We start from the raw sequence: 26,285 nt of genomic DNA, 5'->3' as shown, positions 1-26,285 counted from the left end.
CTGGGCGAGTTGCTCGGCATCGGCCAGCCGGACCTCGGCGAGAACTTCTTCGACCTCGGCGGCGACTCGCTGCTGGCGATCAAGGCCATGAGCAGGCTCAGCGAGCGCTACCGCGTGTCGCTGACGATCAGGGACATGTTCGCCACGGCGTCGATCGCCGACCTGGCGGCCAGGATCGAGTCCCAACTGGACACGACGACGTGACGCACCGATCGCGTCACCCGAGACCTTGGAGCGAGGAGCCATGGCAGACGACCAGAACAGGTGGATCCGCCGATTCCGGTCGGCGCCGGACGCGCGCACGCAGCTGGTGTGTCTGCCCCACGCGGGCGGCGCGGCGAGCTACTACCGACCGATGGCACTGCGCCTGTGGCCGGACGTCGAGGTGCTGGCCGTGCAGTACCCGGGCCGGCAGAACCGCGCCAACGAGCCGTGCGTGGAGAACTTCGCCGACCTGACCGACCAGGTGGTGGCAGCGGTGCGGCCCGAGTTGGACCGTCCGGTCGCGTTGTTCGGGCACAGCATGGGGACGCTGCTGGCGTTCGAGGTGGCGAAGCGGCTCGAGGCGGACGGGGTGGTACCGGTGGTGCTGTTCGCGTCCGGCCGCCGCGCGCCGGGGAGGCCGCAACCCGAGCCCGACCACCGCGCCAGCGACGACGACCTGGTGGCCGAGATCGCGGAGCTGAACGGCACGGAGGACCGGCTGCTGGAGAACGAGGACATGCGCCCGTTGTTCCTGCTCGCCCTGCGCGCCGACTACCGCGCGATCGAGACCTACCACCACGACCCGAAGAGCATGGTCGCCTGCCCGGTGGTCGCCCTGACCGGCGACTCCGACAACCGCGTCTCGATCGACGACGCCGCGTCGTGGGCCACCCAGACCACAGGATCGTTCGACCTGCACGTCTTCCCCGGCGACCACTTCTACCTCAACCACCAGCTCGCCCCGCTGACCGACGTGCTGGTCCAGCAGCTTGGCGCGCTGCGGGGGGATAGCGTGACGTCCAACATCGGGACCGCGGCTGGTGGGCCTGGCGTGTGGCCGCCGTTGACGGCGAGTCGTTCGCCGGTGACGAACCGCCCGCCGGGTGAGGCGAGGTAGGCGGCCGCGGCGGCCACGTCCTGCGGGGCACCGGTCCTGCCGAGCGGGCGGCGGCGTAGGACTCGATCGCCGAGGCGGGTGCGTGGTGGTGCGAGGTCGACCGCCTCGGAGCCAACGAAGATGATCGGCGGTCAGGTACCGCATCGCCTCGAACGCGACCAGTGAGCCGATCAATGCGGCCGCCGGCCCGCGCGATTGACGCGGGGAATCGCCGCGCTGAGCCGTTGCGCCACTTCCTGCCGCCGGGTCAAGGCGGTCGGCGCGCGGTCGATCCCGTCGCCGTACGCGGCGATCCGACAGGCGTAGCAAGCGATCGGCCAGGTCGTCCGCGGACACCGGCAGCCCGCCGGCCGCGAGATGCATGTCCGGCTCCCGGCTCGTCTACTTCTCGGTTCGGCCGGGCGTGAGCGTCGAAGACGGTCTCGGTGGAGCCGACGGGGTTTGAACCCCGTGATCCACGATCTCAGCCGATGAAGCCCTTGTCCCGCAGCCAGTCTGCCGCGACCTTGTCCGGTGCGGCGCCCTCGACACTGACTCGTTCGTTCAGGGCGAGCAGCGTCTTGTCGTCGAGTGCGTCGGCGATCGGGGTGAAGACATCTTCGAGGTCGGGGTACTTCGTCGCGAGTTCGGAGCGGATCGTGATCGCCGGGTTGTAGATCGGGAAGAACGACTTGTCGTCCTTCAGCACTACCAGGTCCTGCGCGGGGATCCGGCCGTCGGTCGACGCCACGGAGCCGAAGTCACAGGTCTTTCCCGAGCCGACCTCGGTGTAGACGACGGCGTCGTTGACCTCATGCCGCTGCGCTTTGGGCAGCGTGAAGCCATACATCGCACTCAAGCCGGGGAGCCCGTCGTCACGGCTGTTGAACTCCGGGCCCATGCATGTCGATGCCGCCTCCGGGTTGGAGTTCGCCAGCTCCGCGTAGTCCGAGATCGTCTCGATGCCATGTTCCTCGGCGGCCTCGCGGTTGGCGGCGATGGCGTAGGTGTCGTTGCCTGGAGCGCGCGCCCACCAGATGACGTCGTTCTCGGCGTCGAGCGTCTTGACCTTGTCGAACAGCTGCTCCGGGTCGGTCACCCGTTCGGTCTGCTTCAGGAAGGAGACCCAGGCCGTGCCCGTGTACTCCCAGTACAGGTCGATCTGACCACTGGTGAGCGACCGACGGACCGCGTCCGTCCCGGTGATGTTCGTCTTGTCAACCGGATCGGCACCGGCGGCCTGCAGAGCGAGGATCGCGATCTGGCCGAGCACCAGCTGCTCGTCGAACTCCTTCGACCCGACGGTGATCGTGACCCCGCCGAGCTCATCGATCTTCTCGATGGAACCGGCTCCGGTCTCGGCTTTGGTGGATTCGTCCTCCAGCGTGCAGCCGGCGGCCAGCACCGCAAGGCTGGCGACGACGGCGACGACGGAAAAGCCGCGCATGGGAGTTCCTCCTCGGGTTCGTGGAGCTTGCGGAACGATCATCAGACACAGTCGCGGGTCAGATTCCCTTGGGTCGCAAGAACATCTCGGCCAGCAGGCCGAGCCAGTCGGTGAACAGGGCGAGCGCGGCCACCAGCACCCCGAAGGTGACGCTGATGACCGGCCGGTTCAAGGTGAGGCCGGTGAACAGGCCCTCCCCGAGCCCGCCGCCGTCGATGAGGGCGGCCAGGGGTGCGCTCGCGACGGTCAGTACCAGGGCGGTGCGGACGCCGGCGAGGATGACCGGCACGGCGAGCGGCAGTTCCACCGTGAACAGCACCGCGAGCCGCGACAGCCCCATCCCGCGAGCTGCCTCGGTCAGCACCGGGTCGACGCCCTCGATGCCGACCATGGTGTTGCGGAGTACCGGCAGCACAGCGTAGGCGACCAGAGCTATCACCGCGGTGCCGACGCCGATGCTGATCACGAGAGCGAGCAGGACGATCAGACCGACGGACGGGATGGCCTGGCCGAGGTTTCCCAGGCTTATCACCACCAGCCGCCCGGCCCGGCTGCGCGAGAGCGAGACAGCGATACCGAGCGGAATCGCGATGGCGATCGTGAGCGCTGTACAGATCAACGTCAACTCGATGTGCTCGAGCACCTGGGACCCGATCACCTCGCCGTTGACGTTGCGCGCTTCGATCGAGTCGAGGCGCTGTCCCCGCGTCCACAACCACAACACCAGCAGGCCGGCCGCGATCAGCACGGGTCGCGCCAGCAGGCCTGCCCGGCGTGGCCGTCCCGTTCCGCGTGCGGCCCTGGCCGGGCGCGCAGCCTTGACCGGTGCCGTCATGGGTTTTCGGCTTTCCCCACGGCCGTACCCATCACCGTCTGCAGGTGCAGCGACCCGAGCACCTTGGCGTCGTCTCCGAAGTCGTCGGTGACCAGTACGACGTCGCTGCCCTCGCCGAGCATCAGGTCGAGCGCGTCGCGCGCCGTTGCCTCGACCGCGATTCGCGGCAGTCCCTCGGCTCGCGGTGCCGGGGCCAGCTCGACGTCGCGCAGCCGCAGCAGCGCCAGCTTCTTCAGCTGTCCCCCGGCGCCGATGAAGCTGGCGACGTAGTCGTCGGCAGGGGCAGCCAGGATCGCCTCCGGCGTGTCGTATTGGGCAATCACCGACCGCGGCCGGAGTACGGCGATCCGGTCACCCATCTTGAGCGCCTCGTCGAAGTCATGGGTGACGAACACGATGGTCTTGCGGACCTCACGCTGGAGCCGCAGGAATTCGTTCTGCAGGTGGTCCCTGGTGATCGGGTCGGTGGCGCCGAACGGCTCGTCCATCAGCATCACGGACGGATCGGCCGCGAGCGCCCTGGCGACACCGACCCGCTGCTGCTGACCGCCGGACAGCTCGCGGGGGTAGCGCCGTGCGTAGTCCGTGGGAAGGCCGACCAGTTCCAGCAACTCGGCGACCCTGGCCCGGATCCGGGACCTGCTCCAGCCGAGCACCTTGGGCATCAGACCGATGTTGTCCTCGATCCGCTTGTGCGGGAACAGGCCGATCTGCTGGATGACGTAGCCGATGTCGCGCCGGTGCTGGTCGGGATCGAGCGTGAGCACGTCAGTGCCGCCGATCGTGATCGTGCCCGAGGTCGGCTCGATCAGCCGGTTGATCATCTTCATCGTCGTGGTCTTGCCGCAGCCCGACGGACCGACCAGGACGACGACTTCGCCGGCGGGAATGACTATCGACACCGCCTCGACGGCGGGCTCTGCCTGACCGGGATAGAGCTTCGTGACGTCGGTGAGCTCGATGGTCTCGCCAGGGCGGCCGGTGGATTCAGGCACGTAGCCCCCGTGAGGTCGTGAATCTGGCGACGCCGGCCAGTGCCAGGTCGAACAGGAGAGCGAGCACGACGATGCCGAATGTGCCGGTGAGCACCTGGTTGAGTGAGTTGGCGCCGCCGAACCGGCCGAGCCCGTTGAAGATCTGGTTGCCCAGTCCGGGGCCTTTCACCCAAGCGCCGATGGCCGCGATCCCGATGATGATCTGCGTGGACACCCGAACCCCGGCGAAGATCACCGGCCAGGCCAGCGGGAGCCGAAGGTCCCAGAGCACCCGGGTCCTACTCAGGCCCATGCCGCGCCCCGCCTCCACCACGGCCGGGTCCACCTCCTGCAGGCCCACGATCGTGTTCCGCGTGATCGGCAGCAACGCGTAGACCACCAGCGCCACGAGCACCGGTAGCACGCCAAGACCGAACGGTGCGATGAGCACGCCGAGCAGCGCGACCGACGGGATGGTCAGGAAGGCGCCGGTGGTCGTCGTGGCCAGAGCCGCGAGCGTCGAGCGCCGGTAGGTGAGCATACCGAGCCCCACGCCGATGACCACGGCGATCGCCACCGCGGCCAGTGTCACATCGACGTGCAGGATCGTGTCGTTGACGATCGTGATCCAGTTCTCGCGCACGTACTCCGCAAAGGTCACCACCGCCTCCTCACCGTCACGCAGGTGATCGAACACTAGCAGCGAGCCAGGCCGAACGGGTCCGTCGTCAGGTCGAACTGCCGACAGCGACCTTCGACACGGGCGAAGCCGATCTGGCCGGAAGGCGCGGAGTTCAAGGAGTTCACTGCTCCGTTCGTCGCGCGTCACGACCTACAGGGCGAACGTTGCCTGCTCCTCAAACCGCCGGTCGCCCGGCCGGCGAACGACGAGATCGCCGGCCGTGAGGTGCCCGCCCCTGGTTGCTCGAGGCGGGCGCCTCGTGGCTTCGTTGATGAGGCATGGGGTGAGCGTGTCGTTGGCGACGCGCGGTCAGGCTGATATGCGCGGGTCGGGTACCTCAGGACGGGATGCTCGGCAGGAGCGGGCCGCTTGTCCAGGATCGCACACTGTCCATTTTGGAACCTGTGGTGGATAGTGCTGCTCATAGCTGTGTCGCGGGTCGCTCCACGCGCTGCTACCCCGGTGTGGTGGTCGACGAAAGCCAGGTCGTGGGGGCTGTTACTGCTGCATGACGACCCAGGGACCAGCGCCAGCCGGCCAGTTCGCGGGTAACGGCGACGTCGGCGATCACGTGGCGTCTGCGGCGGAGGTTGAAGTTGATCCAGCGGTTGTGCAGCCGTCGGTTGCCGGCGTCGCCGCGGGCTCGTGCGGCTGGCGGCGTGAGCTCCCGTCGGTCGCGCAGGGTCTTGCCGGCCACGTGGCGGGCGCGGTGGTGCCGAGCAGCCTACGAACGAGCCGACGGCCTTGCCGGTGAACCGGTGCCAGTCACCGACCTCGACCGCCAGGGCGAACCCGGTCAACGGCGAGACACCACGCAGGCAGCTCAGCCGCCGCGCAACCGGTGTGAACTCGCTGTCAGCGGCCATGGCCTCGATCGCCGCGTCGGCGAAAACGTCGCGGGTGGCTGACGACCTACCACAGCCGCCGCGCACACAGAGCGCACCGAAACCGGCCAGCGTGGGCAGTCCCTGCTGATCTACACGAGGGGGGCGAAGAAGAAGGTGTCCCGCCGGGTGAACCGACCGTCCGAGCCTACTTCGAAGAAGTCGGCGAACCGGAGTGACACCAGCTCACCGGAGCGGAGTCTGCCCTCGAACCGGCCATTCACCGCCACTCTCGGGTAGTCGACGACAACGGTGTCGACCGTGTGTTCACCGTCGTCAATGATCCGAGTGTCCCGGTAGAACTGCAGCAGCTCGCCGTGGCCGTGAATGGTCGGATAACCGGGCCGCTGATAGGTAACGGCGGAACTGAACAGCTCGACAACGGCGTCGAGATCCGCGAGATCAACTTTCCGGTAGTACTCGCGGGCGCGTTGTTCGGCTACTTGGTTGAGCTCGGTGGTCGTCATGCGTTCCTCCCTCGCAGTGTGGTCGCGGACATCCGTCGGAGTCCTCCGGCGAACTCGAAGTCGAACGACAGTTTCGCCATGGCCTCGTCGACCGTCGCGATCATCGTGTGATGGTCTGCGGCATTACCCCACAACAGATCGAGGTAGCGGGTCTGCACGCTTCCGGCGAACCAGTTCCCCGGCCGGTGATAGGACCGGTACCCGGTCACACCGTTCACCCGGCGAACGTCGGCCGCGCCGTGCACCGCGTTCAGTCGGAAGGGCTCGACGGGCGCGGGCGTACTGACCTGGAAGTGGACGCCGTCGATGGACGGCAACGGGTCGGTCGACGTCGCGCCCAGGGCCAGACGGCCGGCCAGGGTGATCAGGTCCACCCCGCAGGACTGCTTGGCGAGCAGGTTGGTGTGGCCGCCGAGGCGGCCGTTCACCTCGATCACCCTTGGACCCTGATCGGTCAGCTTGATCTCGGTGTGCGTCAGGCCGGTGCGGACCTCCAGGGCTCGCAGCGCACCGGTGGTGAGTGCCAGGACGGCCGAACTGTCCTCATCAGACAGTGTGGTCGGCCAAAATCGGCCACACTCACGAAACGGCGACACCAAGGGGAACTTGCCGGTGATGGCGAGATGCCGCACGCCCTGCGGAAAGCACACGCTCTCCACTGAGACATAGTCCCCGAACGGAGCACAGTCCTTGCCCCGCAGGAACTCCTCGACCACCACCGGGGCCGCACCCAGAACGGCCGGGAGCACGTCGAGCGCGGTCTCGTCGTCGGGCACGAGATAGGTGTCCCGACTGCCGATTCCGCGGAGCGGCTTCACCACTGCGGGCAGGCGGACGTGGTCCCGAACCGCCGGCCACTGGTCGAGCGAGACGATGGCGGCGCTCCGGGTGTGGTCCACTCGTCGGGCGCGCAGCCGGTCGCGCTGGGCGACCTTGTCGGTAAGCATCCGGGTGGTGGCCGGCGAGTGGAAGGGCAGTCCGAGTGCGCCGGCCAGCTCGGCCGCGGCCGGCAACAAGGGTTCGCTGAAGGTCAGAACGGCCGACACCTGCCTGGTGGACGCGTCGTCGAGCGAGATGACCTCGCCGAGCCTGGCCAGGATCGGCCTCAGCTCCCGGACATGGTCGGAGTCGGGCACCGCGAACACCACCGAACCGAGCTCACGCAGTCCCAGCGCGATGTCACCGGGTGAGGCGGCGCCGTGGTCGTAGAGCACGAGCAACGTGTCATTCATCAGTGCCGAACTCCGCCGCCACGTGCAGCGCGTCCTGGTAAAGCCGGAGAAACCGCCGCACCCGATCGGAGGGCAGCAGGTCAGGGTCGTAGGAGGCTGCCACCGCGGTACCGAAGCGGCGCGACTCGATCATGAAGTCGACGGTCAACGGCAGGCTGGCCTTGTCGTAGCTCCACCAGGACGCGACCTTCATGGCGTCCAACCGGTCGAGGTCGCGATACGGGTGGAAGTGCGTGAAGTTGAACAGCACGTCGAACGCCGGGCGACCGAGCATGGCCTCGATGTGGTTGAGCGGGTAGCGACGAAACGGCATGATGCGCTGCTCGGCTCGCATCGCCTCCCTGGCCACTGCCAGGCAGTCGCCGGCAACGGAGTCCAGCCGGAGCGGGACGTTGTTCAGGTACAAGCCGATCATCCGGTCCGCGTCGTCGATCTCGGGCCGGCCGTTCACGGTCAGACCCGTCACCACGCCCTGCTCGCGCTCGGTCAACCGGCCGAGCGCCCAGGCGTGGCAGCCCAGGGCGAGGCTCTTCAGCGGTACTCCGATGCGGTTGGCCGCCGTGCGGAGCCTGCCGAACACCACCGGATCGATGGGAAAGGACAACATCTCGGCCGGGTTGGCCGCGCCCCCGAAGCGCTTGCGGTCCAGCAGCATGACCGGTGCGTCGGCCTCGGCACGCCAGAACCGCGCCGCGTCCGCGGAGGCGGCGGCCGAGCGCTCGGCCTGGACGAACATCTGGTGGCCGCCGGGTGGCTCGGCGGGCAGTACGGGCGGCCGTTGCTCGACGAGTCCGTCGTAGATGGTCAGCAGTTCGGTGACGGCGGTGGCGAAGCTCCAGCCGTCGATGACGGCGTGGTGGATGGCCAGCATCACGTGGAACGAGCCGTCGAGTACGGCCACGTGACAGCGAAACAGTGGCGCGGCGTGCCAGTCGATCGCGCGGGACAGTTCGGCGGCGCGCCAGGTGGCCGGATCAGTTTCGGTGCCTGCCACGACGGTCAGCGGCACGGGCGTGCTCGGCCACACCAGCTGGACCGGTTCGGCGAAGGTCCCGAGGTCGAAGCAGGATCGCAATGCCGGATGCCGTCGGCACAGCTCGGTCAGTGCCGCACCGAAGCGGTCCTCGTCGAACCGTCCGACCACCTCCACCCCGATCAGGTCATGGTAAAGGGCCGGATCGCCGGACTGCTCGCACAGATAGATGAGGCCGACCTGGAGCGCGGACGCCGGCCAGGCGTCGGCAACCCCAACCGGCACGAGCGCCCGGTCGAACGTGTCGAGCAAGGCGAACGGCTCGGCAGCGGAGACGGTCGCCGGCCCGGGCAAGCGGTGCGCCAGTTCGGCCGCCAACTCGTTCACCGTCGGGTAGTAGAGCAGATCGATCAACTCGACCGGGACGCCTTGCCGGGTGGCCGCGGCGACCACCCGGAGCGCGATGATCGAGTCGCCGCCACTGGCGTAGAAGTCGTCGTCCGGGCCTACCGCGTCGTCGTCGAGCTGCGTCCGCAGGATGCCGAGCAGGGTCGCTTCGAGATCAGCGGTCACGGCGTTTCCCCTTCGTGCGCGTGCGGACCGGTAGCCGGATGTACCCGGCGATGAAAGCGGAGGCCAGGTGCTCGACCGGGCCGGCCAGCTCGATGGTGTCGAAGCGCCGGATCAGTTCGTCGAAGAACACCCGCAGGGTCATCCGGGCCACCGAGGCGCCGAGGCAGTAGTGCGGGCCGAAACCGAACGCGATGTGCCGGTTGTTGGCGCGGGTGATGTCGAACCGGTAGGGCTCGGGGAAGACCCGCTCGTCCCGGTTGGCCGCGCCGATCCAGACCGCGACCGCCTCGCCGCGGCGCACCACACCGCCGCTCAACTCGACATCGGTCACCGCGTGCCGCAGGAAGCTGCTCGCCGGCGATGTCCAGCGCAGGCCCTCCTCCACCAGGGTGCCCACCGCATCGGGGGCGAGCCGCCACTGATCGGGGTGCTCGATGAGCGCCAGGATCGTTCCCGCCACCGCGTGCGGTGTCGTGGCATTGGCCCCGAGCAGCAGGCTGTAGCAGTTGTAGATCACCTCGTCGTCGCTGAGCCGCTCAGCGCCAGCCGACATGGTCATCAGGTGGCTGATGAGGTCGTCGGCAGCGCTGTCCCGCCGCCGGCGCAGCTGGCGGGCGAAATAGTCGAACAGGCTGTGGTGGGCGATGGCGAGGGTCTGTGACCCGCTCCGGATTCGCCAGGATGGCTCGTCCGGAGCGGCGGCCATGGCAGTCCAGCGCGCCAGGTCCGGCCAGTCCCGCTCGGGCAGTCCCAGCAGCGCACCCGCGAGCGCGACCGGCAGGTGGTCGGCCAGGCCGGCGACCTCCCAGACCTCCCCGTCCATGGCCGGCGCCAGCACCGTGGCCACCGCCCGACGCGCGGTGTCCTCGAGTGCCGCGGCGGATTTCGCGCTCATCGGGCGATTCAGCGGACGCCGCAGTTCGCTGTGCCGGGGTGGGTCGGTGGAGACCAGCATCTGCCCGGCCGCCGCATCGCCCTGGCCGAGCTGATGCAGCAGGCTGCCGCGTTCGGAGGTGAAGTCGGCGGCGTCGCCCAGCACCCGGCAGGCGTCGTGATAGCGCGTAATGGACAGGAAGCTTCGGCCGTCCGGCAACTCCTGGCGGTGCAACGGCGCGGAGGCGCGCATGACCGCCCACACCGGATGCGGATCGCCGGTTGCGTAGAACTCGGGCGAGAACAGGTCGACGTCGCAGGGGTTCAGGCCGGGTGCCGCGGTCGAGGCGCTGATCCTCATGACCGCGCTCCGGACTCGGCTAGGGTCCGGGCAAGCCCGGCCGGAGTCGGATCGAGGTAGAACGCCAGTGGGGTCAGTTCCACGCCGGTGCTGGCGCACAACTCAGTCAGGATGCGGACTCCGAGCAGGGAGTGGCCGCCCAGCTCGAAGAAATCGTCGTCGGCGCCGATGCCGTCCATTCCGAGCAGGTCGGTCCACACCTGCACGACGACCGTCTCCAGTGGAGTCTCCGGGGCACGGTACGTGGTGCTCAGTTCGGGCCGATCGGTCGGGATCTGCGCCGCCAACGCGGCCCGGTCGACCTTGCCGTTGGTGTTCAAGGGAAGTTGGCCCACCGTGGACACGATCGCCGGTATCGCGTACTCGGGCAGGACGTCGGCGAGGAACTTGCGAATGTCCATCACAGACAGCTGGGTCACCACGAATGCGGCCAGCCGGCGGTTTCCGGAAGGGTCTCGCTGGGCGACCACCGCAGCGGCCCGGACTTCCGGAAGTGCGGCGATCGCCGCCTCCACCTCGGTGATCTCGACCCGGAAACCGCGGATCTTGACCTGGTCGTCGATGCGTCCGACGAATTCCAGCACACCGTCCGGCAGCTCCCGAACCAGGTCCCCCGTGCGGTACATCCGCTCCCCCGGCCGCCCGGCGAACGGATCTGGCACGAAACGCGCCGCGGTGAGCCCGGCGGCGCCGAGGTAGCCGTGCGCGACGCCCTGTCCGCCGCAGTAGAGCTCCCCGGTCTCTCCCGGCGCGACGGGGTTGAGTCGCGAGTCGAGCACGTGGACGGAGGTCCCTCCGACCGGGCGGCCGATCGGCACGCTGTCCCCGGTGACCGGGTCGGACACCGGGTGGCAGCAGGTGAACGTGGTGTTCTCGGTCGGCCCGTACCCGTTGGTGACGGTCGTGTCGGGAACGGCCGCCACCACCCGGTTGACGTGTTCCACGGACAGCACGTCGCCGCCGGCCAGCAGCAGCCGCACACCGTTCAGGCCGGCCAGATCACCGGCCGCGACCTGGTGGAACAAACCGGATGTCAGCCACAGCACGGTGACCCGCTCACCGGCAACGGTCGAGCACAGCCGCGCGGGCGTGAGGTCGTCCGGCGGCACGACGAGGTGGCCACCGTTGAGCAGCGGACCCCAGATCTCCAAGGTGGATGCGTCAAAGGCGACGGGGGCGTAGTGCAGGAACACGTCCTGTTCCCCGATCGGCAACGCCTCGTTGTCCACGACCAGCCGGGTCACCGCACGGTGCGGGACGCATACGCCTTTCGGTGGCCCGGTGGAGCCGGACGTGTAGGCGACATAGGCAACGTGTTCACCGCGGACCCGCACTGGTAGCGGCGTGGCGGTCCCGGTCACGTCCTCGTCGAGGCGAACCACCGTGCCAGCCTGGAGGTCGGTGGCCGCATCGCCCACGCTCACCACGGTCCGCACACCGGCATCACGCAGAATCGCCTGCCGCCGCGCGGTCGGATCACGGTGGTCGAGGGCGAGGTAGGCGGCGCCGACTCGGAGAATCCCCAGCAGCGCCACCACGGTCGCGGCGGAACGCCGGTGGTGCACGCCGACCACGGTCCCCGGTCGTACACCCGCCTCCCACAGCCGGGTGGCCAGGCGGTCCGACCGCTCGAGTAGCGCGCCGTAGCTGAGTTCGGCGTCCCAGCCGCGGATCGCGGCCCGGTCGGGATGCAGAACCGCCCGCCTACGGAACATCTCACCGATCATCGAGGTCCCCCGTCGACATGATCTGCTCGAACGCGCCGAGCAGATCGCTCGGCGCGGACAGGAAGTCGAAGTGGCCGCCGGGCAGGACGTCGAACCGCACGTCCGAGCCGTAGTGCCGCCAGCCGGCCAGTTCCTCTTCTGTCACCTCGGGGTCATGGGACCAGTGCAGGACCGTGATTCCCATCCCGATGGGTGCCGGCTCGACGAGCCCGTAGCGGCGGCTCGCCCCGAGGTCCTGGCGCAGCACCCGCAGTGCCAGCTCCAGCAACGCCGGTTGTGGCTCGCCACCGAGCGTGACCACGAGCTTGGCGAGCTCGTCGAGCAGCTCGCCGTCGGTGTAGCCGAGCAGCCTGTCGTGCGGGCAGTCGTGGGGTGCGACCTGAGCCGAGACCACGAGTCGCGCGGTGGGCAGATCCAGCTCGGCGAGCCGCCGTGCCACCTCGAAGGCCGGCAGTGCCCCGGCACAGTGGCCGAAAAGGACGAATGGCCGGTCGAGGACGGGCGTCAGGGAATCGGCCAGGCAGCCGGCGAGTTCCTCGTAGGTGCCGAAGTGCGGTTCGCGGATCCGGTTCTCGCGAGCGGGCAGTTGAAGTGGGCACACCTCGATCTGCCCGATCCACCGCGGCCACCGGTTGTACATGGAACCGCCGACGCCGGAGTACGGGAAGCAGAAGACTCGTCCCTTCGCTTCCTCGGACACCAGTCGCAGCAGCCATGGGTTCTTACTCATCCGGCCGCCCTGGCGAGTTGGGTGTGGGCCGCCGCCAGACGGTCGACCGCCGTGCTCGCCTCGTCCGCGGTCAGAGTGGCGTAGGACAGTCTGAGGTTGGTGCCGCTGTCGCGCTCGACGCGGAACGGCTCGCCGGGTACCACCGCGACCCCGGCGGCCGCACAAGCGCGCCACAACTCGGTCGCGTGCACCCCGGAGGTGATCGTGCACCAGAAGAACAGGCCACCCGTCGGCTCCGGGAAAGCGAGCCATGGCACCCGGTCCATCAGCAGCCGCGCCAGCCGCCGTGCTCGGGCCTGATAGTGGCGTTGAAGCCGGTCCAGGTGCGCCGCGAGGAATCCAGGGCGAGCCAGCAACCGGGCCAGGACATGTTGGCCGAACGTGTTCGTCTGCAGATCCGCCCGCTGTTTGGCCGAGGTCACGCTCGCCACCACGGTTGCCGGGCCGCACAGGCCGGCGACCCGGAAGCCGGGGCACAGCGTCTTGGACAGACTCAGCAACCTGACCACCTGGTCGGTGTGCTGGTCGATGGACGGCAACCGCACCCCGTCGAACGAGAGGTCGGCGTACGGATCGTCCTCGACGATCAGGAAGCCGTACCGCTCGGCGAGTTCGGCGAGATGCCGGCGGCGGCGCAGGCTGAGCACACCGCCGGTTGGGTTGTGGAAGTGCGGGACGACATACACGAGCCGGCACCGCATCCCGCCGCGCAGCAGTGCCGCCAACGCGTCGGTGTCCATGCCGTCTTCGTCACTGGGCACCGCGGCGAGTTCGGCGCCGGCCGTGCGGAAGATCTGGACCGCGCCGAGATAGCTGGGGTCATCGAGGGCCACCACGTCACCGAGCGTCAGCAGGGATCTGGCCAGCAGGTCAAGGCCCTGCTGGCTGCCGCTGGTGACGAGCACCCGGCTCGGGTCCGTCCGCGCGCCGGTCTCGCCCGAACGCTGGGCGATCCACTCCCGCATCGCGGGTACGCCGGCCACCGGGCCGTACTGCAGGGCAGCCGCGGCCTCCTCCCGCAGCACCGCGTCCACGGCGTCGGTCAGCTCCGCGACCGGGAAGAGGTCGGGGGCCGGCAGTCCGCCCGCCATGGAGAGCATCCCCGGCATTGCCGTCACCGCAAGAATCTCAGTGATCGGATCCGGATGTGGTGGGACTGCGGACGAGGGTGGACGAGTCGTCGGATACGTCTGTCTGGCTGGCATCGGGTTCTCCTCGCAGGTTCCGGACGGACGTGGACAGCAGGACGAGTGCGCCGCTGACCAGGACGAGTGCGGCGGCACCGACGAGGGTCGCTCGCACACCGACCAGGGCCGAGATCGGACCGGCCACGACCAGTCCGACCGGGATCAGGGCGTAGGACCCGAACGAGTCATAGGACATCACCCGGGCCAGCGCCTGCGGCGGCACATGCCTCTGCAACGCGGTCTGGAAAAGGACTTCGTAGATGTCGATGCAGAAGCCGATGACGAACATGCCGGCCACTACCGCATAGAGCGGGACGTAGGTGCCGAGCGCGAGCAGCGGCGGCGCGAAGCCGATCGTCATGAGTGCCGCGACCCGGACCGGGTGGCGCGGTCGGATGCGGATCGCTACCAGACTGCCAACCACGAGACCGGCGGACTGGGCCGCGACCGCGAGGGCCCACGCCGGTGCTCCGCCGAGGTGGTCCTTCGCCACGACCGGCCCCAGCACGACGATCCCGCCCGCGATGCACACGTTGGCGAAGGCGAGTTGCGCCACCATGGCCCAGACCCAGGTTCGGGAGGTGAACTCGTGCCACCCTTCCCGCAGCTGGGTGAGCGGTCGCCCACTCGCCGCAGCGACCGTGTGGCGGGTGCGCACGGCGCTGAGCAGGATCGCCGAGGCGAGGAAGGTCAGTGCGTCGACACCGAGCGCCCAGCCCGGGCCGACCAGTGCGACCAGCACCCCCGCCATCGCCGCGCCGAGCACGCTGCCCGCGTTCATCGACAGTCGTAGCAAGGCGTTGGCCGGCTGCAACGACTCCTCGTCGACGACCTGCGGCACCACGGCGCGGGCGGCCGGGCGGAACAAGGCGGTCGCCCCGCCGCTGACCGCGGCCAGGGCGGCGATCAGCGGGATCGCGCTGGAACCGGAGATGAACAGCGCGGCGACCCCGCCCTGCGAGACGAACGCGATCAGGTCGGCCACGACCATCACCCTCAGCCGCGGCAGCCGGTCGGCGATCATCCCACCGAGCAACAGGAACGCGACCTGGGTGACGATCCGGGCCGCGATCACGATGCCCAGCGTTGTCGCGGTGCCGTTGGGCAGGGCCAACACTGCGAAGGCCAGGGCCACGGGGGCCATCGCATCGCCGAGCAGCGACACCGTTCTGGCGGCGAACAGCGTGCGAAACGCGCGCTCTCGCAGGACCGCCAGGTCCTTGATCAAGGCGTCACACCCATCTCACGGCGCAGGCTTGCCGGACGCAGGTCGGTCCAGGTGGCCTCCACGAAATCCAGGCACTCCTGGCGGCTGTGCTCGGTGTAGGCCACCGTCCAGCCGTCGGGTATCCCGGCGAACGTCGGCCACAGCGAGTATTGCTCCTCCTCGTTGCACAGCACCACGAATCGGCCATCCGGGTCGTCGAACGGATTACTCATGCCGCGCCGGTGTCCTTTCTGATCGGTACGCTGTGGACAGACGGTTGGCGAGAATCCGCCCGATCTGCCGCAGGGGTTCGGGTTGCGTCATCGCGCTGTGTGTCGCGACGATCGGATGGCCGTCGATCCGCCCACCGATGTAGGGCCGCCAGTCGTCCGCGGTGGGGGCGTCAGCGGGCCTGCCTTCGGTGGCGGCGAAGAAGAGCAGGTCGCCGTCGAACCGTCGGGGTGTGAAGGACTGGGCCAGCGTTCGGTTGTGCGCCATCGCCCGCAGCACGGCCTCGACCCGCTCCTCGGACAAGCTCGCGAGTGCCCCGCTACCGCGCTGGACCAGCGCGGTGGCCTCCGCGAGCTCCACCGACCCCTTGGCGGGCACCAGTTCGGGGTGGTTCGGGTCCAGGAACGCCGACAGCGCCTGCCGGTCATCGAGACGGAAGATCGCCGGCAGGTCGGGATAGCTGTCCAACATGGCCAGCAGCTCGACCCGCTCACCGGCCGCTCGTAGTTGCACCGCCATCTCGTGAGCGACCAGACCGCCGAACGACCAGCCGAGCAGTCGGTACGGGCCGTGGGGTGCGATGGCGCGCAACTCACCGACGTAGTCGGCGGCGGCCTCGTCGACGGTGGCGGGTGCCTTGGCGGGATCGGTCAGGCCGCGCGACTGGATGGCGTACACCGGGACGTCGGCCGCGAGGTGCGCCAGCAGACCCGCGTATCCCCAACTCAACCCGCCGCCGGGGTGGACACAGAACAGCGGCGCCTCGGTCCCGCTCGACCGGAGCGGCAGCACGACCTGCATCGAGTCGACGTCACTGTCCAGGCCGAAGCGCTCCACCAGAGTGGCGACGGTCGGTGCCTCCAACAGGCTGCGCATGGACAGTCGTTCACCGAGCATGGCCTTGATCCGGGAAATCAGCCGGGCGGCCAGCAGTGAGTGTCCACCCAGGACGAAGAAGTCGTCGTGGATGCCTACCTCCGGCAGGCCCAATACCTCGGCGAAGAGGCCACACAGGAGCTCCTCGCGTGGTGAGCGCGGGGTGCCGCCGACCGCCATCCCGGACAAGTCCGGCTCGGGCAGCCTGCTGCGATCGAGTTTTCCGTTGCCGCGTAGCGGAAACTCGTCAAGGGTCACGAATGCGGTCGGGATCATGTGATCCGGCAGCGTGCGGGTCAGATGGTCACGCAGGACCCGAGTGGTCGGGTCAGCACCGGCGACCGGTACGACGTAGGCGACGAGGCGCCGATCACCCCGTTCATCAACGCGCATGACGACCACCGCGCGTGCTACCTCGGGATGGGTGGTGAGCGTGGACTCGATCTCGCCCAGCTCGACCCGGAACCCGCGGATCTTGACCTGGTCGTCGACCCGGCCGACGAAGTCGATGCCGCCGTCGGGCCGCCAGCGGCCGAGATCGCCCGAGCGGTAGAGCCGGTCGCCCGGCGGCCCGTACGGGTTTGCCACGAACTTCATCGCGGTCAACCCGGGCTGGCCGCGGTAGCCGCGGGCGAGCCCGACGCCGGTGAGGTAGACCTCGCCGGTCACCCCGACCGGAAGCTGCTCCAGCCGCGGGCCGAGCACGTGCACCACGGCGTTGGCCAGTGGGCGGCCCACCGGGATCCGCCCGGTGAGATCCGCCGAGCGCACGGTGTGCATGCAAGCCATCATGGTCGTCTCGGTCGGCCCGTACTGGTTGACCAGAACGCACTTCCAGTCGCTTATCACGGTTGCGGCAAGCGCCGGTGGCAGTGGCTCACCCCCGGTGCCGACCAGACGCAGCGAAGCGAAGGCGGTCGCGTCCGGTTGGGCCGCCGCCACGGCCTCCAGCAGCGACGGGACGATCACCATGATCACCGTGGCGCGGTGTCGGCGAATGGTCTCGACGACCAGTCCCGGATCCCGTGCTCCTTCCGGCGGCAGCAGGGCGACCGAGCCACCGGCCAACATGGGCGCGAACGTCTCCCGCACCAGTGCTTCGAAGGAGATCGAGATGACCGGCACGCTGACGTCGGTCGCGGTCAGGGCGAACTGCTCGGCCACGTCGCACAGCCGGTTGACGGCGCTGCGGTGTTCGATGAGCACGCTCTTGGGCCGGCCGGTGGAACCCGAGGTGTAGATCGCGTAGGCCAGGCTCCGACCCGTCGCCGTTTTCGTGGGGCGGCGGGTGGGCGCCACGGCGAGCCGGGTGTCGTCCAGCGCGAGGACCGCTGTCCGTGCCGGGGGCCGCATCCGCGTTAGGACCTCCGGCGCGACGACCACGACTGAGGCAGCGCCATCGGAGAACATGTAGTTCAGCCGGTCGGTCGGGTCGTCCGGGTCAGTGGGAATGTAGGCGCCACCGGCCTTCCACACGCCGAGCATCGTCGCGATCAGCTCCGGGCTGCGATAGACCGAGATGCCGACCTGGATCTCCGGCCCGACACCGAGATCCCGAAGGACGTGCGCGATCTGGTTGGCGCGCTCGTCGAGTTCACGAAACGTCCACGTCACGTCCAGCTGCCGCAGTGCCGGTGCGTCTGGTGTCTGGTCGGCCTGCCGCTCGAACAGCTCCGCGATGGTCAGCTCGTCGGGGAACGACCGCGCGGTGTCGTTCCACGCCGCGAGCCGCGACCGTTGGTCGGCGCCCACGACGTCGATGTCGCTGAGGCGAAGCCCGGGATCGGCGCACACCGCGTCGAGCACCCTGGCGAACATCGCGGCGATGCGCTCGACCGTGCCGCGGTCGAACAGCTCGGCGCTGTACTCCAACTCGCCGGTAACGCCCTCCGGCTCCCCAGCCACACCACGCCGTTCGTCGAACTTGATCGACAGGTCGAACTTGGACGTACCCATCCGGACCGGCTCGACCCGCGTGGACAGCTCCGGCATCACGAGGTCCATCGGCGGGTTGTTCTGCGAGGCGGTCATCACCTGGAACAGCGGGTGCCGGGCGGCCGAGCGCGAGGGGTTGACGGCCTCGACGACCCGCTCGAAGGGCACGTCCTGGCGGGTGTAGGCGGCAAGACCGGTACTACGGACCTTTCCGACCAGTTCGGCGAATGTCGGATCACCGCTAGTGTCGACGCGGACCACGAGGCTGTTGACGAAGTAGCCGACGAGATTCTCGAGCGCGTCGTCGTTGCGCCCGGCGATGGCGGTGCCGAGCGGGATGTCGGTGCTCGCGGTGAGCCGGGTGAGAAGGACGGCAAGGGCCGCCTGCAGTACCATGTGGACAGTGGCGCCGCCGCGGCGGGCGATGGCGGCGACCATCCGGTGTGTCTCCGCCTCGATGTCCACGCTGACCAGCCCGCCGGTGCGCTCAGGCCGTTCGGGGCGGGGCCGGTCGGTGGGCAGGTTGAGCTCGTCGGGCAGGTCGGCCAGCTGGCCACGCCAGTAGTCGAGCTGGTCGTCGACCTCGCCGGCGGTCTCCTGCTGCCACAGGGCGTAGTCCGCGTACTGCACGGGCAACTCGCCCCAGGACGGCTCGGTGTGATGGCAGCGTGCCGTGTACGCCGTGGACAGATCCCGTGCCAGCGGACCCAGCGACCAGCCGTCGCCCGCGATGTGGTGCAGCACGAGGAGAAGCACGCCCTGCTCGGGTCCGGTCCGCAGCAACTGCGCCCGCAGGGCCAGGTCCCTGGTCAGGTCGAAGGGCTCCCGCACAGCGATCCGCAGCACGTCGGGCAGGTCATCGGGAGCGCAGTCCCGAACCCGGAGTACCTCGGCGGGCGGGTCGAGTACGACCTGGTGGGGCATGCCGTCGGTGTCGCGGTACACCGTCCGCAGAATCTCGTGCCGCCCCACCAGGTCGGTGAGTGCGGCACGCAGCGCATCGGCGTCGATCGGGCCGGACAGGTGCACGGCGAGCGGGATGTGGTAGCCGGGGTTGGCGTCCTCGATCTGGTACATGAACCACAACCGCTGCTGGGCCGGGGACATCGGCACCCGCCGCGGACGGCGGGCGCGGATCGGCCCCGCTCGCCGCGGGCCGTCCATGATCTGGGCGATCAGCTTGGCCGGTGTGCGGGCCTCGAACAGCGTCTCGATCGGGATGGCCACGCCCAGGGTCGCCCGGACCCGGTTGATCAGGCGGATGGCGGACAGTGAGTGGCCGCCGAGCTCGAAGAAGTCGTCCTCGGCCGTCACCGACGGCAGGTCGAGTACCTGGGCGAACAGCTCCCGGAGGATCTGCTCCTGCGGGGTACGGGCGGTGTCGGGCCCGGCCGGAGCGGCCACGCCGCGCGGGCCGGGCAGCCGGGCGCGGTCGAGCTTGCCGTTGACTGTCACCGGCAATCTGTCCAGGGCCACGAACGCGGCCGGGATCATGTAGTCCGGAAGCATGTCCAGGAGGTGAGAGCGAAGCTCGGCGGTCGGCGGCGCCTGGCCGGCCGCCCCTACCGCGGGCACGACATAGGCGCGAAGCACCACGTCACCCCCGTCATGGTGGTCGTGTGCCACCACCGCCGCGTGCCGAACCGTGGGATGGGTGAGCAAGGCGGTCTCGATCTCCCCGAGCTCGACCCGGAAACCGCGGATCTTGACCTGGTTGTCGGCCCGGCCCACGTACTCAAAGGAGCCGTCCGGTCGGCGAACCGCCAGGTCGCCGGAGCGGTACATGCGAGCTCCGGCGGGGCCGTACGGGTCGGCGAGGAAGCGTTCCGCCGTCAGCGCTGGCCGATCCAGGTAGCCGACGGCGGTACCCGGCCCGGCAACGTAGATCTCCCCCGCCGTGCCGTCCGGAACCGACCGGAAGTCAGTGCCGAGCAACCGGAACTCGAGATCGCCCAGTGGCCCCCCGATCGGACTGCGTTGCGGGTGGCCGATGTCGTCCGGCACAAGGCGGTGGTAGCTGGCGTGCACCGTGGTCTCGGTGATGCCGTACATGTTGACCAGCGCCGGCCGGTCGAGACCGAAGCGGTCCACCCACGGGCGCAGCTCGTAGGGCACCAGTTTCTCGCCCGCGAACACCACCGCCCGCAGTGCCAGTTCGTCCAGGCGCGGGTCACCGGCCTCGGCGAGTCCGACCAGGCCGCGGAACGCCGACGGGGTCTGGCTCAGGACGGTGACTCCCTCGCTGACGAGCAGATCGACGAAGTCGTCCGGGGACCGGGTGGCCGAGGCCGGCACGACGACCAGGCGGCCGCCGTGCAGCAACGCACCCCACATCTCCCACACCGCCACGTCGAAGGCGTAGGAGTGGAACAGCGACCACACGTCCCGCTCATCGAAGGCGAGCTGCGAACGGGTCGTAGCGAACAGGCGCAGTGCGTTGTGGTGAGTGAGGACGACCCCCTTGGGCCGGCCGGTGGACCCGGAGGTGTAGATCACGTACATCGGGTCTCGTGGGCCCGCCAGCGCCGGCAGGTCGGTGTCCGGCGCCGGTGTCGGAAGGTCCAGCAACAGCTTCCGTCCGGTGTGGAGCTTGCCGAGCCGGGGCGCGAGAGCGCTCGTGGTCACCAGAACCCGGACCGTGGCGTCGGTCAGCATGAAGGTGAGCCGGTCGGCCGGCTGGCTCGGATCCACCGGTACGAACGCCGCGCCGGCCTTGAGCACCCCCAGCAGCGCCGGCACCATGCCCAGGTCCCGTTCGAGGAACACCCCGACCCGATCACCCACGCCGACCCCGAGGTCGCGCAACTGGTGGGCGACCCGGTTGGCGTAGGCGTTGAGCTGCCGGTAGGTCAGGCCCACGCCGGCACAGGTCAGGGCGATCGAGTCCGGGGTGCGCGCCACCTGCCGCGCGAAGGCCTCGGGCACCGTCGTCATCCGTGGTCTCCTCCGGTCTGCAGAATCTTCAATCTGCCGAAGGCGAGCAGGCCCTCGTCCCCGCCCTCGTAGCCGTATCCGCTGTCATGCCGGCCCCCGAGCGGGGCGTCCGGGAACGCGGTCGGCACGGCGTTGAGCGTCACGCCGCCCGCGTCGATCCGTGCCGCGAGCGCGGCGGCATGGTCGATGTCGCCGAACACGTAGGCCGACAACGCGAGGGTCGTGCTGTTGGCCATGTCGACGGCCGTGTCGTCATCGTCGTAGCGCAGCATCGGTGCGACCGGGCCGAACGGCTCCTCGGTGAGGATCGCCGCATCCGCCGGTATGTCGGTGAGAACCGTTGCGGGGTAATAGAATCCCGGAGTGGACGGCAGTGTCCCCCCGCGACGGAGCACGGCCGAGCGCCGGACCGCGTCAGACACCAGGCCATGCACGTGCTCACGGCGTCTGGCCGAGTTCAGCGGTCCCATCGGGTGGTCGTCGAGACGGTCGCAGAAGCGCTCGACGAACTCGTCGTGAATCCGGCGGTCCAGGAGGAACCGGCTCGGTGAGCCACAGCTCTGCCCGGTTGCGGCGAACTTGGCGGCCACGAGGGTCCGCACCGCCAGGTCCAGGTCGGCGTCCGCGGTGACGATCACCGGGGCGTGGCCGCCGAGTTCCAGTACGCACGGGGTCAGGTGCTCGGCCGCGAGCGTGGCGATGATCCGGCCGACCCGTGTCGAACCGGTGAAGCTGATCTGGCGCAGCCGCGGGGAGCGAACCAGCGCCTGCACGACGGCCGGTTCGGCGAAGACCGTCTGCAGCGTGCCGGGCGAGCACCCGGCGTCCTCGGCGGCGGCCTGGAACGCCCGCGCTACGCACGGCGTCTCCTCCGGTCCCTTGACGATGACCGAGCACCCCATGGCCAGTGCGGGTGCCACCTTGCGGGCGAGAATGACGGCCGCATAGTTCCACGGCACCATCGCCAGGACCGGCCCCGCCGGGTCCACCCGGACCTCGCGATGGGCGAGCCCCGGCCGCGGCGGCAGGTCGCGGGGCCGCGTGGCAGACCCGGCGGACGTGGCGACCCAGTGGATCGTGTCCACGGCCCGTTCGAGTTCGATCTGCGCCTCGTGAACGAGTTTGCCGTGCTGTTCGCTGTAGTCCTTGGCCAGCAACGCGATCCGCTCGGTCAGCGCGTCGGCCATGGCGTGCAGCACCTCTTGCCGGTGCCGGAGCGGCGTCGCCGACCACGTGCGGAACGCCCGGTCGGCCATGCTCACGACGTCCGGGACGTGTTCCTCGGCAAGGAGGCCTACCTGGTCGACGAGCTGACCGGTGCCCGGTGCGACGACATCGACAACCGCGCGCACCATGTCAGGTCCAGAACACGACGGTCTGGTCGTCCACGAAGCCGAACAGACCGGACAGCGTCGTGCGCCGCGACTCCGGATCGGTGTTGGGTTCCACGGCATGGACGTGCGCGCCGTTGAAGACGTAGACGTCACCCGGCCCGACGTCCAACGAGATGCTGTCGTAGCCGGAAAGCAGTTCCACTGGGTAGGGCCACCCGCTGTAATGCAGGCCGAGTTCCCGCTTGCTCGCCTCGTCGGGCCGCACGTTCCAGTATCGCAGCCGTCCCCCGGTCCCGTTCTCCAGGCAGATGTTCAGGGCGCAGACGCTGTGCTCGCCCACCCGCTGGATCTCGAAGTCGGCCTGCTGCGGCTCGCTGCACTGGGAAAGGTCTTCGTGCGGTTTCAGGGCGAACTCGCCACGCCCGCGCCAGGTCCGCAGCAGGGCGGCACACGACTGCCGGTCGCCGTGGCCGGCCTGGCGCACGGTCACCGGGGCCAGTGCCCGCGTCAGGCCCTGCCGGAACACGTCGATCGGGTTGCCCGCAACATCGAGCACCGAGGCCAGTTCCTCGGCGACGTCGGCCGACTCGTCCAGGTACTGCTCGGTCGTCTTGTGGTAGTGGTAGGCGCCCAGGTAGTAGTTCAGCTCCTCGGACGGCCGCTCCTTCCGCGCCATGCTGTTCCAGAAGCGTTCGCACAACTCGGCGCACGTCCGCGAGCTCACCATGCCCCGGAAGACCACGCCGGCGACCTTGCCCTCGAGGACGTCGATGACCTGCTCCGGCTCGAACCGTGTGAGCTCCCGGAACGTGAAGTAGTCCGAGTCGCCCTGCCAACCGCGCAGCGGTGCCGTGGTGTTCTGCGTCATCGTGTCCTCACTCAGCCGATCCGTTGGTAGCCACGAACAGTCGTCCGGTCGGAAAGCGGTGCCTGGCCGCGGTGACGGTGCTGAAGCCGGCCGCGGACAACTTGTCGATCCACTCCTGCTCAGTGAGCAGCCGTCGAAGCATGAACTGCTGGTGGAAGTAGGTCACGATCGTGCTGAAGCGGCGCTCTCGCTCATCCGGTACGTAGGGCACGGCCTCGGTGATCGCCAGAATCCCGCCTGGCCGCAGGGCCCGCCTACAGTTGGCCAGCACGGCGTCGGCCACGTCCTCCTCGTCCGGCATGAGGTCGTGGAAGACGAAGCCGGCGTGGATGATGTCCGCGTCGCGCAGCGGTTCCGGATCGTCGGCGACGGACTGGATCGAGCGTTCGACGACGGTCAGTCGGTCGTCCAACCCGGCCGCCCGTGCGGCGGCGTCGGCCTCGCGGCAGGCGCCCGCATCGATGTCGAGAGCAACCGCGGTGCTACCCGGGACCTGTTGTAGGACCTCGATGAGCAGGCGCGCCGTGCCAGCGCCGAGATCGACCGCGCGGCGCGGCTTGGCCTCCACGATCGTGGACAGCGCCAGCGGGTAGAAGGCACGCGAGCCCATCCACTGCGAGCTCACCGCAACCTGTCGACCATCGCGCCGGTACTCGGTTCCCGCCTGTTCCGGACGCCGTAAGAACTCGGTCACGTGTTCGATGAACGGACGATTCGCGTTGAGTGCCCAGGACAGGTATCCCGACTCGTAGATCCATTCGTCGAGATCATCGGCGGCCCGGAATGTGCCCGGTTGCGGGTTCTCGACGATGATCCCCGCCGCGGATGCGGCAGCCAAGAAATCGGCCGCACTGCGCTCGGGGATTCCTGCGACCGCGGCTATCTGAGCGGCGGCGAAACCCGTACCCCGTAACGTGGAAAGAATGCCCAGCCGATCGGCCATCTCAAGCAGCGCGGCGACGGCGGCTAAATCGGCAGCTCGCTCGCAGGATTCGACAGCATAAGTCATTATTGGACCAATCTGATCGGAATTGGCATGCTCGCGCGCTTGACATCGGGCTAAAGAGCCCAAGATGAGCGAGGTCGAGCCAGGACGATCAAGATCCTGCTACCCAGTGAAGAAACTGCTCAGAGCCGGTTCGCCGATGACGCGGATCGCGCCCCCCGGCAGCGACGATTAGCACAGCGTCCATGTGCGACACAGCACTGGACCGCATCAACACAAGCAACGGCAAAACCCCCGAACGACCAGAATGTACGATCACCCCGCCTGACCATCACGGTCCGGGCGCACACAGCCATCTTGCCTAGCGGTCCGTACTGATGCAGCACCCATTCGAGTGAATCTGACGCTTAGCCGTTCGGATAGATATGAGGCGCGCGGACCGTACCAGATCAACACGAATGGGTCAAAACAATTTCTCACCGTACTTCCCCGGATTCCGCGCGGGACGGCGGAGATTAGCGAGGTATTAGCGACTACCTTCGTCCAATTTCGTCCAATTCCGTCCAACCTGTGCTGTGTGCGCGGTGTCCGACGACCATCCGGGCTGGCCAGAGACGCACGCGAGGTCTTCGGCGATGGCGGCACAGCGTGATACTGGCGTGAACGGCGCAGGTGAGTCCGTTCCCTGCCGCCGAACATCCGCCTGGGGCGAGCCTCTCATCGACTGCGATAGTGTTGACGATTCCGTCCAGGGAAAAGCTATCGCCGCCGCCAAACTGGCGAACATTCTCGTTGACCTCGACGAGCTCGACGAGCTACGTGCCCGCGCCGACCGCCACGCCGTGGCTGAGCTCGGCATCAGAACCCGGGAGCATCGGGACGACCTCCAGGCCCCCGAACGTCTGGTTCGGCTCCTGATCGCCCAAGGTGACCTCGCCGAAGCCCACCGCGAGCAGGCTATCGCGACCTATCAGTTTTGCGAACAAACCGGTGCGGCGCTGACCGAGGAGCACGCGCACGCCCACGAACGGCTGGCCGGCTACAAGCGCCCGAATACGTCGTGCTCGCCGACGCGCTGCCGAAGAACCCGGCGGCAAGATCCATCACGCACACAGGCTCCCCGGTCGGCGGCGACATGGGGCCGCTGGGCTACGCCGGCGTCGTGACCTGGTAGGGCGGGCTTCCATCAACGCGTCCGGTCCACACCTCGCCTGTTCGGCCGCTCCCGAACAGGTCGACCACGAGGTCGGCGATGTAGGACGGGTGGACTCGGGCGAGGCCGCGGCGGTCTGGCGCCACCAGCGGGGTGTCCACGGCGGGAGGACAGACGACGTTGATGGAGATCTTCCGCTCGATCAGGCTCGGTGCGAACGACAGCGCGAGGCCGACCACCGCGTGCTTCGAGCACGAGTAGACCGGGTCCACGACGACCGGGTTCAGGCCGCCGGTGGACGAAGTGACCACGACGGATCCGCCGTCGCCACGTTCCAGGTAGGGGATGCCCTCCAGCAGCCCGAACAGCACCCCGTCGACGTTGACCCGCATCACCCGCCGGTAGGCCTTCTCCGTGATCCACGGGAGTGGGTCGTTGTTCATCTCCGCTCCCGGCGGCCGCGTAGTGACGCCGGCATTGAGGTGGAGCAGGTCGATGTGCCCGCTCTCGGCCTCCACGTCGGCGAGGAAGGTGCGCCAGGACTCCGGGTCGCCGACGTCCAGCTCCTTGAAGCGACACCGCTCGCTGAGTTCTCCGGCGAGCTTGTCCCCCACGGCACGGTCGACGTCGGCGATCACCACCGAGGCACCTTCCTGGAGCAGAGCCCGCACGGTCCACTCACCGATTCCGCGAGCTCCACCGGTGACCACGGCGACCTTGCCGGCCAGCTTGCCGGCTGGATTGTCCGTCACGTCCACGATCCCTCCACTTCGTC

General features: G+C 68.9%; 21 protein-coding genes and 1 pseudogene. 3 read left to right on the top strand and 19 right to left on the bottom strand.

Annotation, left to right across the window (positions count from 1 at the left end):
- Together ACRDTB_RS13510 and ACRDTB_RS13505 are read left to right on the top strand one after the other, a co-directional pair.
- A partial coding sequence (locus ACRDTB_RS13510; RefSeq protein WP_431430527.1) for a phosphopantetheine-binding protein occupies positions 1–204 on the top strand: 204 nt, incomplete at its 5' end.
- A gap of 40 nt (positions 205–244) precedes the next feature.
- On the top strand, positions 245–1,102 hold the full coding sequence (locus ACRDTB_RS13505) for a thioesterase II family protein (protein ID WP_431430526.1): 858 nt from the start codon (positions 245–247) through the stop codon (positions 1,100–1,102).
- On the opposite strand, the pseudogene ACRDTB_RS13500 reads toward ACRDTB_RS13505, so the two are convergent.
- The 18 genes and pseudogenes from ACRDTB_RS13500 to ACRDTB_RS13415 form a co-directional block, all read right to left on the bottom strand.
- Positions 1,096–1,224: pseudogene (locus tag ACRDTB_RS13500) on the bottom strand (hypothetical protein); the annotation flags it as partial. The gene ACRDTB_RS13505 and the pseudogene ACRDTB_RS13500 overlap by 7 nt on opposite strands.
- Before the next feature lie 341 nt (positions 1,225–1,565).
- Positions 1,566–2,528: a glycine betaine ABC transporter substrate-binding protein gene (locus tag ACRDTB_RS13495; protein WP_431430524.1), complete on the bottom strand. Its 963-nt coding sequence runs from the start codon at positions 2,526–2,528 to the stop codon at positions 1,566–1,568.
- Between the two features lie 58 nt (positions 2,529–2,586).
- Entirely contained in the window at positions 2,587–3,363 is a 777-nt protein-coding gene (locus ACRDTB_RS13490) for an ABC transporter permease (RefSeq protein WP_431430522.1), read from the bottom strand.
- On the bottom strand, positions 3,360–4,358 hold the full coding sequence (locus tag ACRDTB_RS13485) for an ABC transporter ATP-binding protein (protein WP_431430521.1): 999 nt from the start codon (positions 4,356–4,358) through the stop codon (positions 3,360–3,362). Before ACRDTB_RS13485 ends, ACRDTB_RS13490 begins: the two co-directional genes overlap by 4 nt.
- Positions 4,351–4,998: an ABC transporter permease gene (locus tag ACRDTB_RS13480; protein ID WP_431430519.1), complete on the bottom strand. Its 648-nt coding sequence runs from the start codon at positions 4,996–4,998 to the stop codon at positions 4,351–4,353. The genes ACRDTB_RS13485 and ACRDTB_RS13480 overlap by 8 nt, the downstream gene beginning before the upstream one ends.
- A gap of 997 nt (positions 4,999–5,995) precedes the next feature.
- Positions 5,996–6,370 (bottom strand): nuclear transport factor 2 family protein, encoded by a 375-nt coding sequence (locus tag ACRDTB_RS13475; RefSeq protein WP_431430518.1) that lies wholly within the window; start codon positions 6,368–6,370, stop codon positions 5,996–5,998.
- Entirely contained in the window at positions 6,367–7,602 is a 1,236-nt protein-coding gene (locus ACRDTB_RS13470; RefSeq protein ID WP_431430517.1) for an ATP-grasp domain-containing protein, read from the bottom strand. Before ACRDTB_RS13470 ends, ACRDTB_RS13475 begins: the two co-directional genes overlap by 4 nt.
- Entirely contained in the window at positions 7,595–9,148 is a 1,554-nt protein-coding gene (locus ACRDTB_RS13465) for a condensation domain-containing protein (protein ID WP_431430516.1), read from the bottom strand. Before ACRDTB_RS13465 ends, ACRDTB_RS13470 begins: the two co-directional genes overlap by 8 nt.
- Positions 9,138–10,382, bottom strand: coding sequence for a cytochrome P450 (locus tag ACRDTB_RS13460; protein ID WP_431430515.1), 1,245 nt, complete (start codon positions 10,380–10,382; stop codon positions 9,138–9,140). Before ACRDTB_RS13460 ends, ACRDTB_RS13465 begins: the two co-directional genes overlap by 11 nt.
- Positions 10,379–12,097, bottom strand: coding sequence for an amino acid adenylation domain-containing protein (locus ACRDTB_RS13455; protein WP_431430514.1), 1,719 nt, complete (start codon positions 12,095–12,097; stop codon positions 10,379–10,381). The genes ACRDTB_RS13460 and ACRDTB_RS13455 overlap by 4 nt, the downstream gene beginning before the upstream one ends.
- 1 nt (position 12,098) lies before the next feature.
- Positions 12,099–12,839: a thioesterase II family protein gene (locus tag ACRDTB_RS13450; RefSeq protein ID WP_431430513.1), complete on the bottom strand. Its 741-nt coding sequence runs from the start codon at positions 12,837–12,839 to the stop codon at positions 12,099–12,101.
- Complete coding sequence (locus ACRDTB_RS13445; protein ID WP_431430528.1) at positions 12,836–13,948, bottom strand: PLP-dependent aminotransferase family protein; 1,113 nt, start codon at positions 13,946–13,948, stop codon at positions 12,836–12,838. The genes ACRDTB_RS13450 and ACRDTB_RS13445 overlap by 4 nt, the downstream gene beginning before the upstream one ends.
- 19 nt (positions 13,949–13,967) lie before the next feature.
- The gene (locus tag ACRDTB_RS13440; RefSeq protein ID WP_431430512.1) at positions 13,968–15,254 is read right to left on the bottom strand and encodes an MFS transporter; all 1,287 of its coding nucleotides are present in this window, start codon (positions 15,252–15,254) and stop codon (positions 13,968–13,970) included.
- Positions 15,251–15,466, bottom strand: coding sequence for an MbtH family protein (locus ACRDTB_RS13435; RefSeq protein WP_431430510.1), 216 nt, complete (start codon positions 15,464–15,466; stop codon positions 15,251–15,253). The genes ACRDTB_RS13440 and ACRDTB_RS13435 overlap by 4 nt, the downstream gene beginning before the upstream one ends.
- Positions 15,459–21,209, bottom strand: a complete 5,751-nt coding sequence (locus tag ACRDTB_RS13430) for an amino acid adenylation domain-containing protein (RefSeq protein WP_431430509.1) — start codon at positions 21,207–21,209, stop codon at positions 15,459–15,461. The genes ACRDTB_RS13435 and ACRDTB_RS13430 overlap by 8 nt, the downstream gene beginning before the upstream one ends.
- The gene (locus tag ACRDTB_RS13425; protein ID WP_431430507.1) at positions 21,206–22,564 is read right to left on the bottom strand and encodes an aldehyde dehydrogenase family protein; all 1,359 of its coding nucleotides are present in this window, start codon (positions 22,562–22,564) and stop codon (positions 21,206–21,208) included. Before ACRDTB_RS13425 ends, ACRDTB_RS13430 begins: the two co-directional genes overlap by 4 nt.
- Position 22,565: 1 nt before the next feature.
- Positions 22,566–23,411 (bottom strand): hypothetical protein, encoded by an 846-nt coding sequence (locus ACRDTB_RS13420; RefSeq protein ID WP_431430506.1) that lies wholly within the window; start codon positions 23,409–23,411, stop codon positions 22,566–22,568.
- Positions 23,412–23,418: 7 nt separating this feature from the next.
- Complete coding sequence (locus ACRDTB_RS13415; protein WP_431430504.1) at positions 23,419–24,354, bottom strand: methyltransferase; 936 nt, start codon at positions 24,352–24,354, stop codon at positions 23,419–23,421.
- Positions 24,355–24,941: 587 nt separating this feature from the next.
- On the opposite strand from ACRDTB_RS13415, the gene ACRDTB_RS13410 reads away from it, so the two are divergent.
- Positions 24,942–25,523 (top strand): hypothetical protein, encoded by a 582-nt coding sequence (locus tag ACRDTB_RS13410; protein ID WP_431430503.1) that lies wholly within the window; start codon positions 24,942–24,944, stop codon positions 25,521–25,523.
- Here the strand turns inward: ACRDTB_RS13410 and ACRDTB_RS13405 are convergent.
- Positions 25,507–26,262, bottom strand: a complete 756-nt coding sequence (locus ACRDTB_RS13405) for an SDR family NAD(P)-dependent oxidoreductase (RefSeq protein WP_431430502.1) — start codon at positions 26,260–26,262, stop codon at positions 25,507–25,509. The genes ACRDTB_RS13410 and ACRDTB_RS13405 overlap by 17 nt on opposite strands.
- Positions 26,263–26,285: the final 23 nt, after the last annotated feature.

Source organism: Actinophytocola sp., from assembly GCF_050699935.1.
Lineage (GTDB): Bacteria > Actinomycetota > Actinomycetes > Mycobacteriales > Pseudonocardiaceae > Actinophytocola.
The sequence above is the reverse complement of the archived record's forward strand: the minus strand, read 5'-3'. Positions and strand labels throughout refer to the sequence as shown.

Bases quoted from the DNA above. Each gene is read 5' to 3' on its own strand.
- ACRDTB_RS13505 (WP_431430526.1), top strand. From the start codon at position 245: ATGGCAGACGACCAGAACAGGTGGATCCGCCGATTCCGGTCGGCGCCG.
- ACRDTB_RS13495 (WP_431430524.1), bottom strand. From the start codon at position 2,528: ATGCGCGGCTTTTCCGTCGTCGCCGTCGTCGCCAGCCTTGCGGTGCTG.
- ACRDTB_RS13490 (WP_431430522.1), bottom strand. From the start codon at position 3,363: ATGACGGCACCGGTCAAGGCTGCGCGCCCGGCCAGGGCCGCACGCGGA.
- ACRDTB_RS13475 (WP_431430518.1), bottom strand. From the start codon at position 6,370: ATGACGACCACCGAGCTCAACCAAGTAGCCGAACAACGCGCCCGCGAG.
- ACRDTB_RS13470 (WP_431430517.1), bottom strand. From the start codon at position 7,602: ATGAATGACACGTTGCTCGTGCTCTACGACCACGGCGCCGCCTCACCC.
- ACRDTB_RS13460 (WP_431430515.1), bottom strand. From the start codon at position 10,382: ATGAGGATCAGCGCCTCGACCGCGGCACCCGGCCTGAACCCCTGCGAC.
- ACRDTB_RS13455 (WP_431430514.1), bottom strand. From the start codon at position 12,097: ATGTTCCGTAGGCGGGCGGTTCTGCATCCCGACCGGGCCGCGATCCGC.
- ACRDTB_RS13450 (WP_431430513.1), bottom strand. From the start codon at position 12,839: ATGAGTAAGAACCCATGGCTGCTGCGACTGGTGTCCGAGGAAGCGAAG.
- ACRDTB_RS13445 (WP_431430528.1), bottom strand. From the start codon at position 13,948: ATGCCGGGGATGCTCTCCATGGCGGGCGGACTGCCGGCCCCCGACCTC.
- ACRDTB_RS13435 (WP_431430510.1), bottom strand. From the start codon at position 15,466: ATGAGTAATCCGTTCGACGACCCGGATGGCCGATTCGTGGTGCTGTGC.
- ACRDTB_RS13430 (WP_431430509.1), bottom strand. From the start codon at position 21,209: ATGACGACGGTGCCCGAGGCCTTCGCGCGGCAGGTGGCGCGCACCCCG.
- ACRDTB_RS13425 (WP_431430507.1), bottom strand. From the start codon at position 22,564: ATGGTGCGCGCGGTTGTCGATGTCGTCGCACCGGGCACCGGTCAGCTC.
- ACRDTB_RS13420 (WP_431430506.1), bottom strand. From the start codon at position 23,411: ATGACGCAGAACACCACGGCACCGCTGCGCGGTTGGCAGGGCGACTCG.
- ACRDTB_RS13415 (WP_431430504.1), bottom strand. From the start codon at position 24,354: ATGGCCGATCGGCTGGGCATTCTTTCCACGTTACGGGGTACGGGTTTC.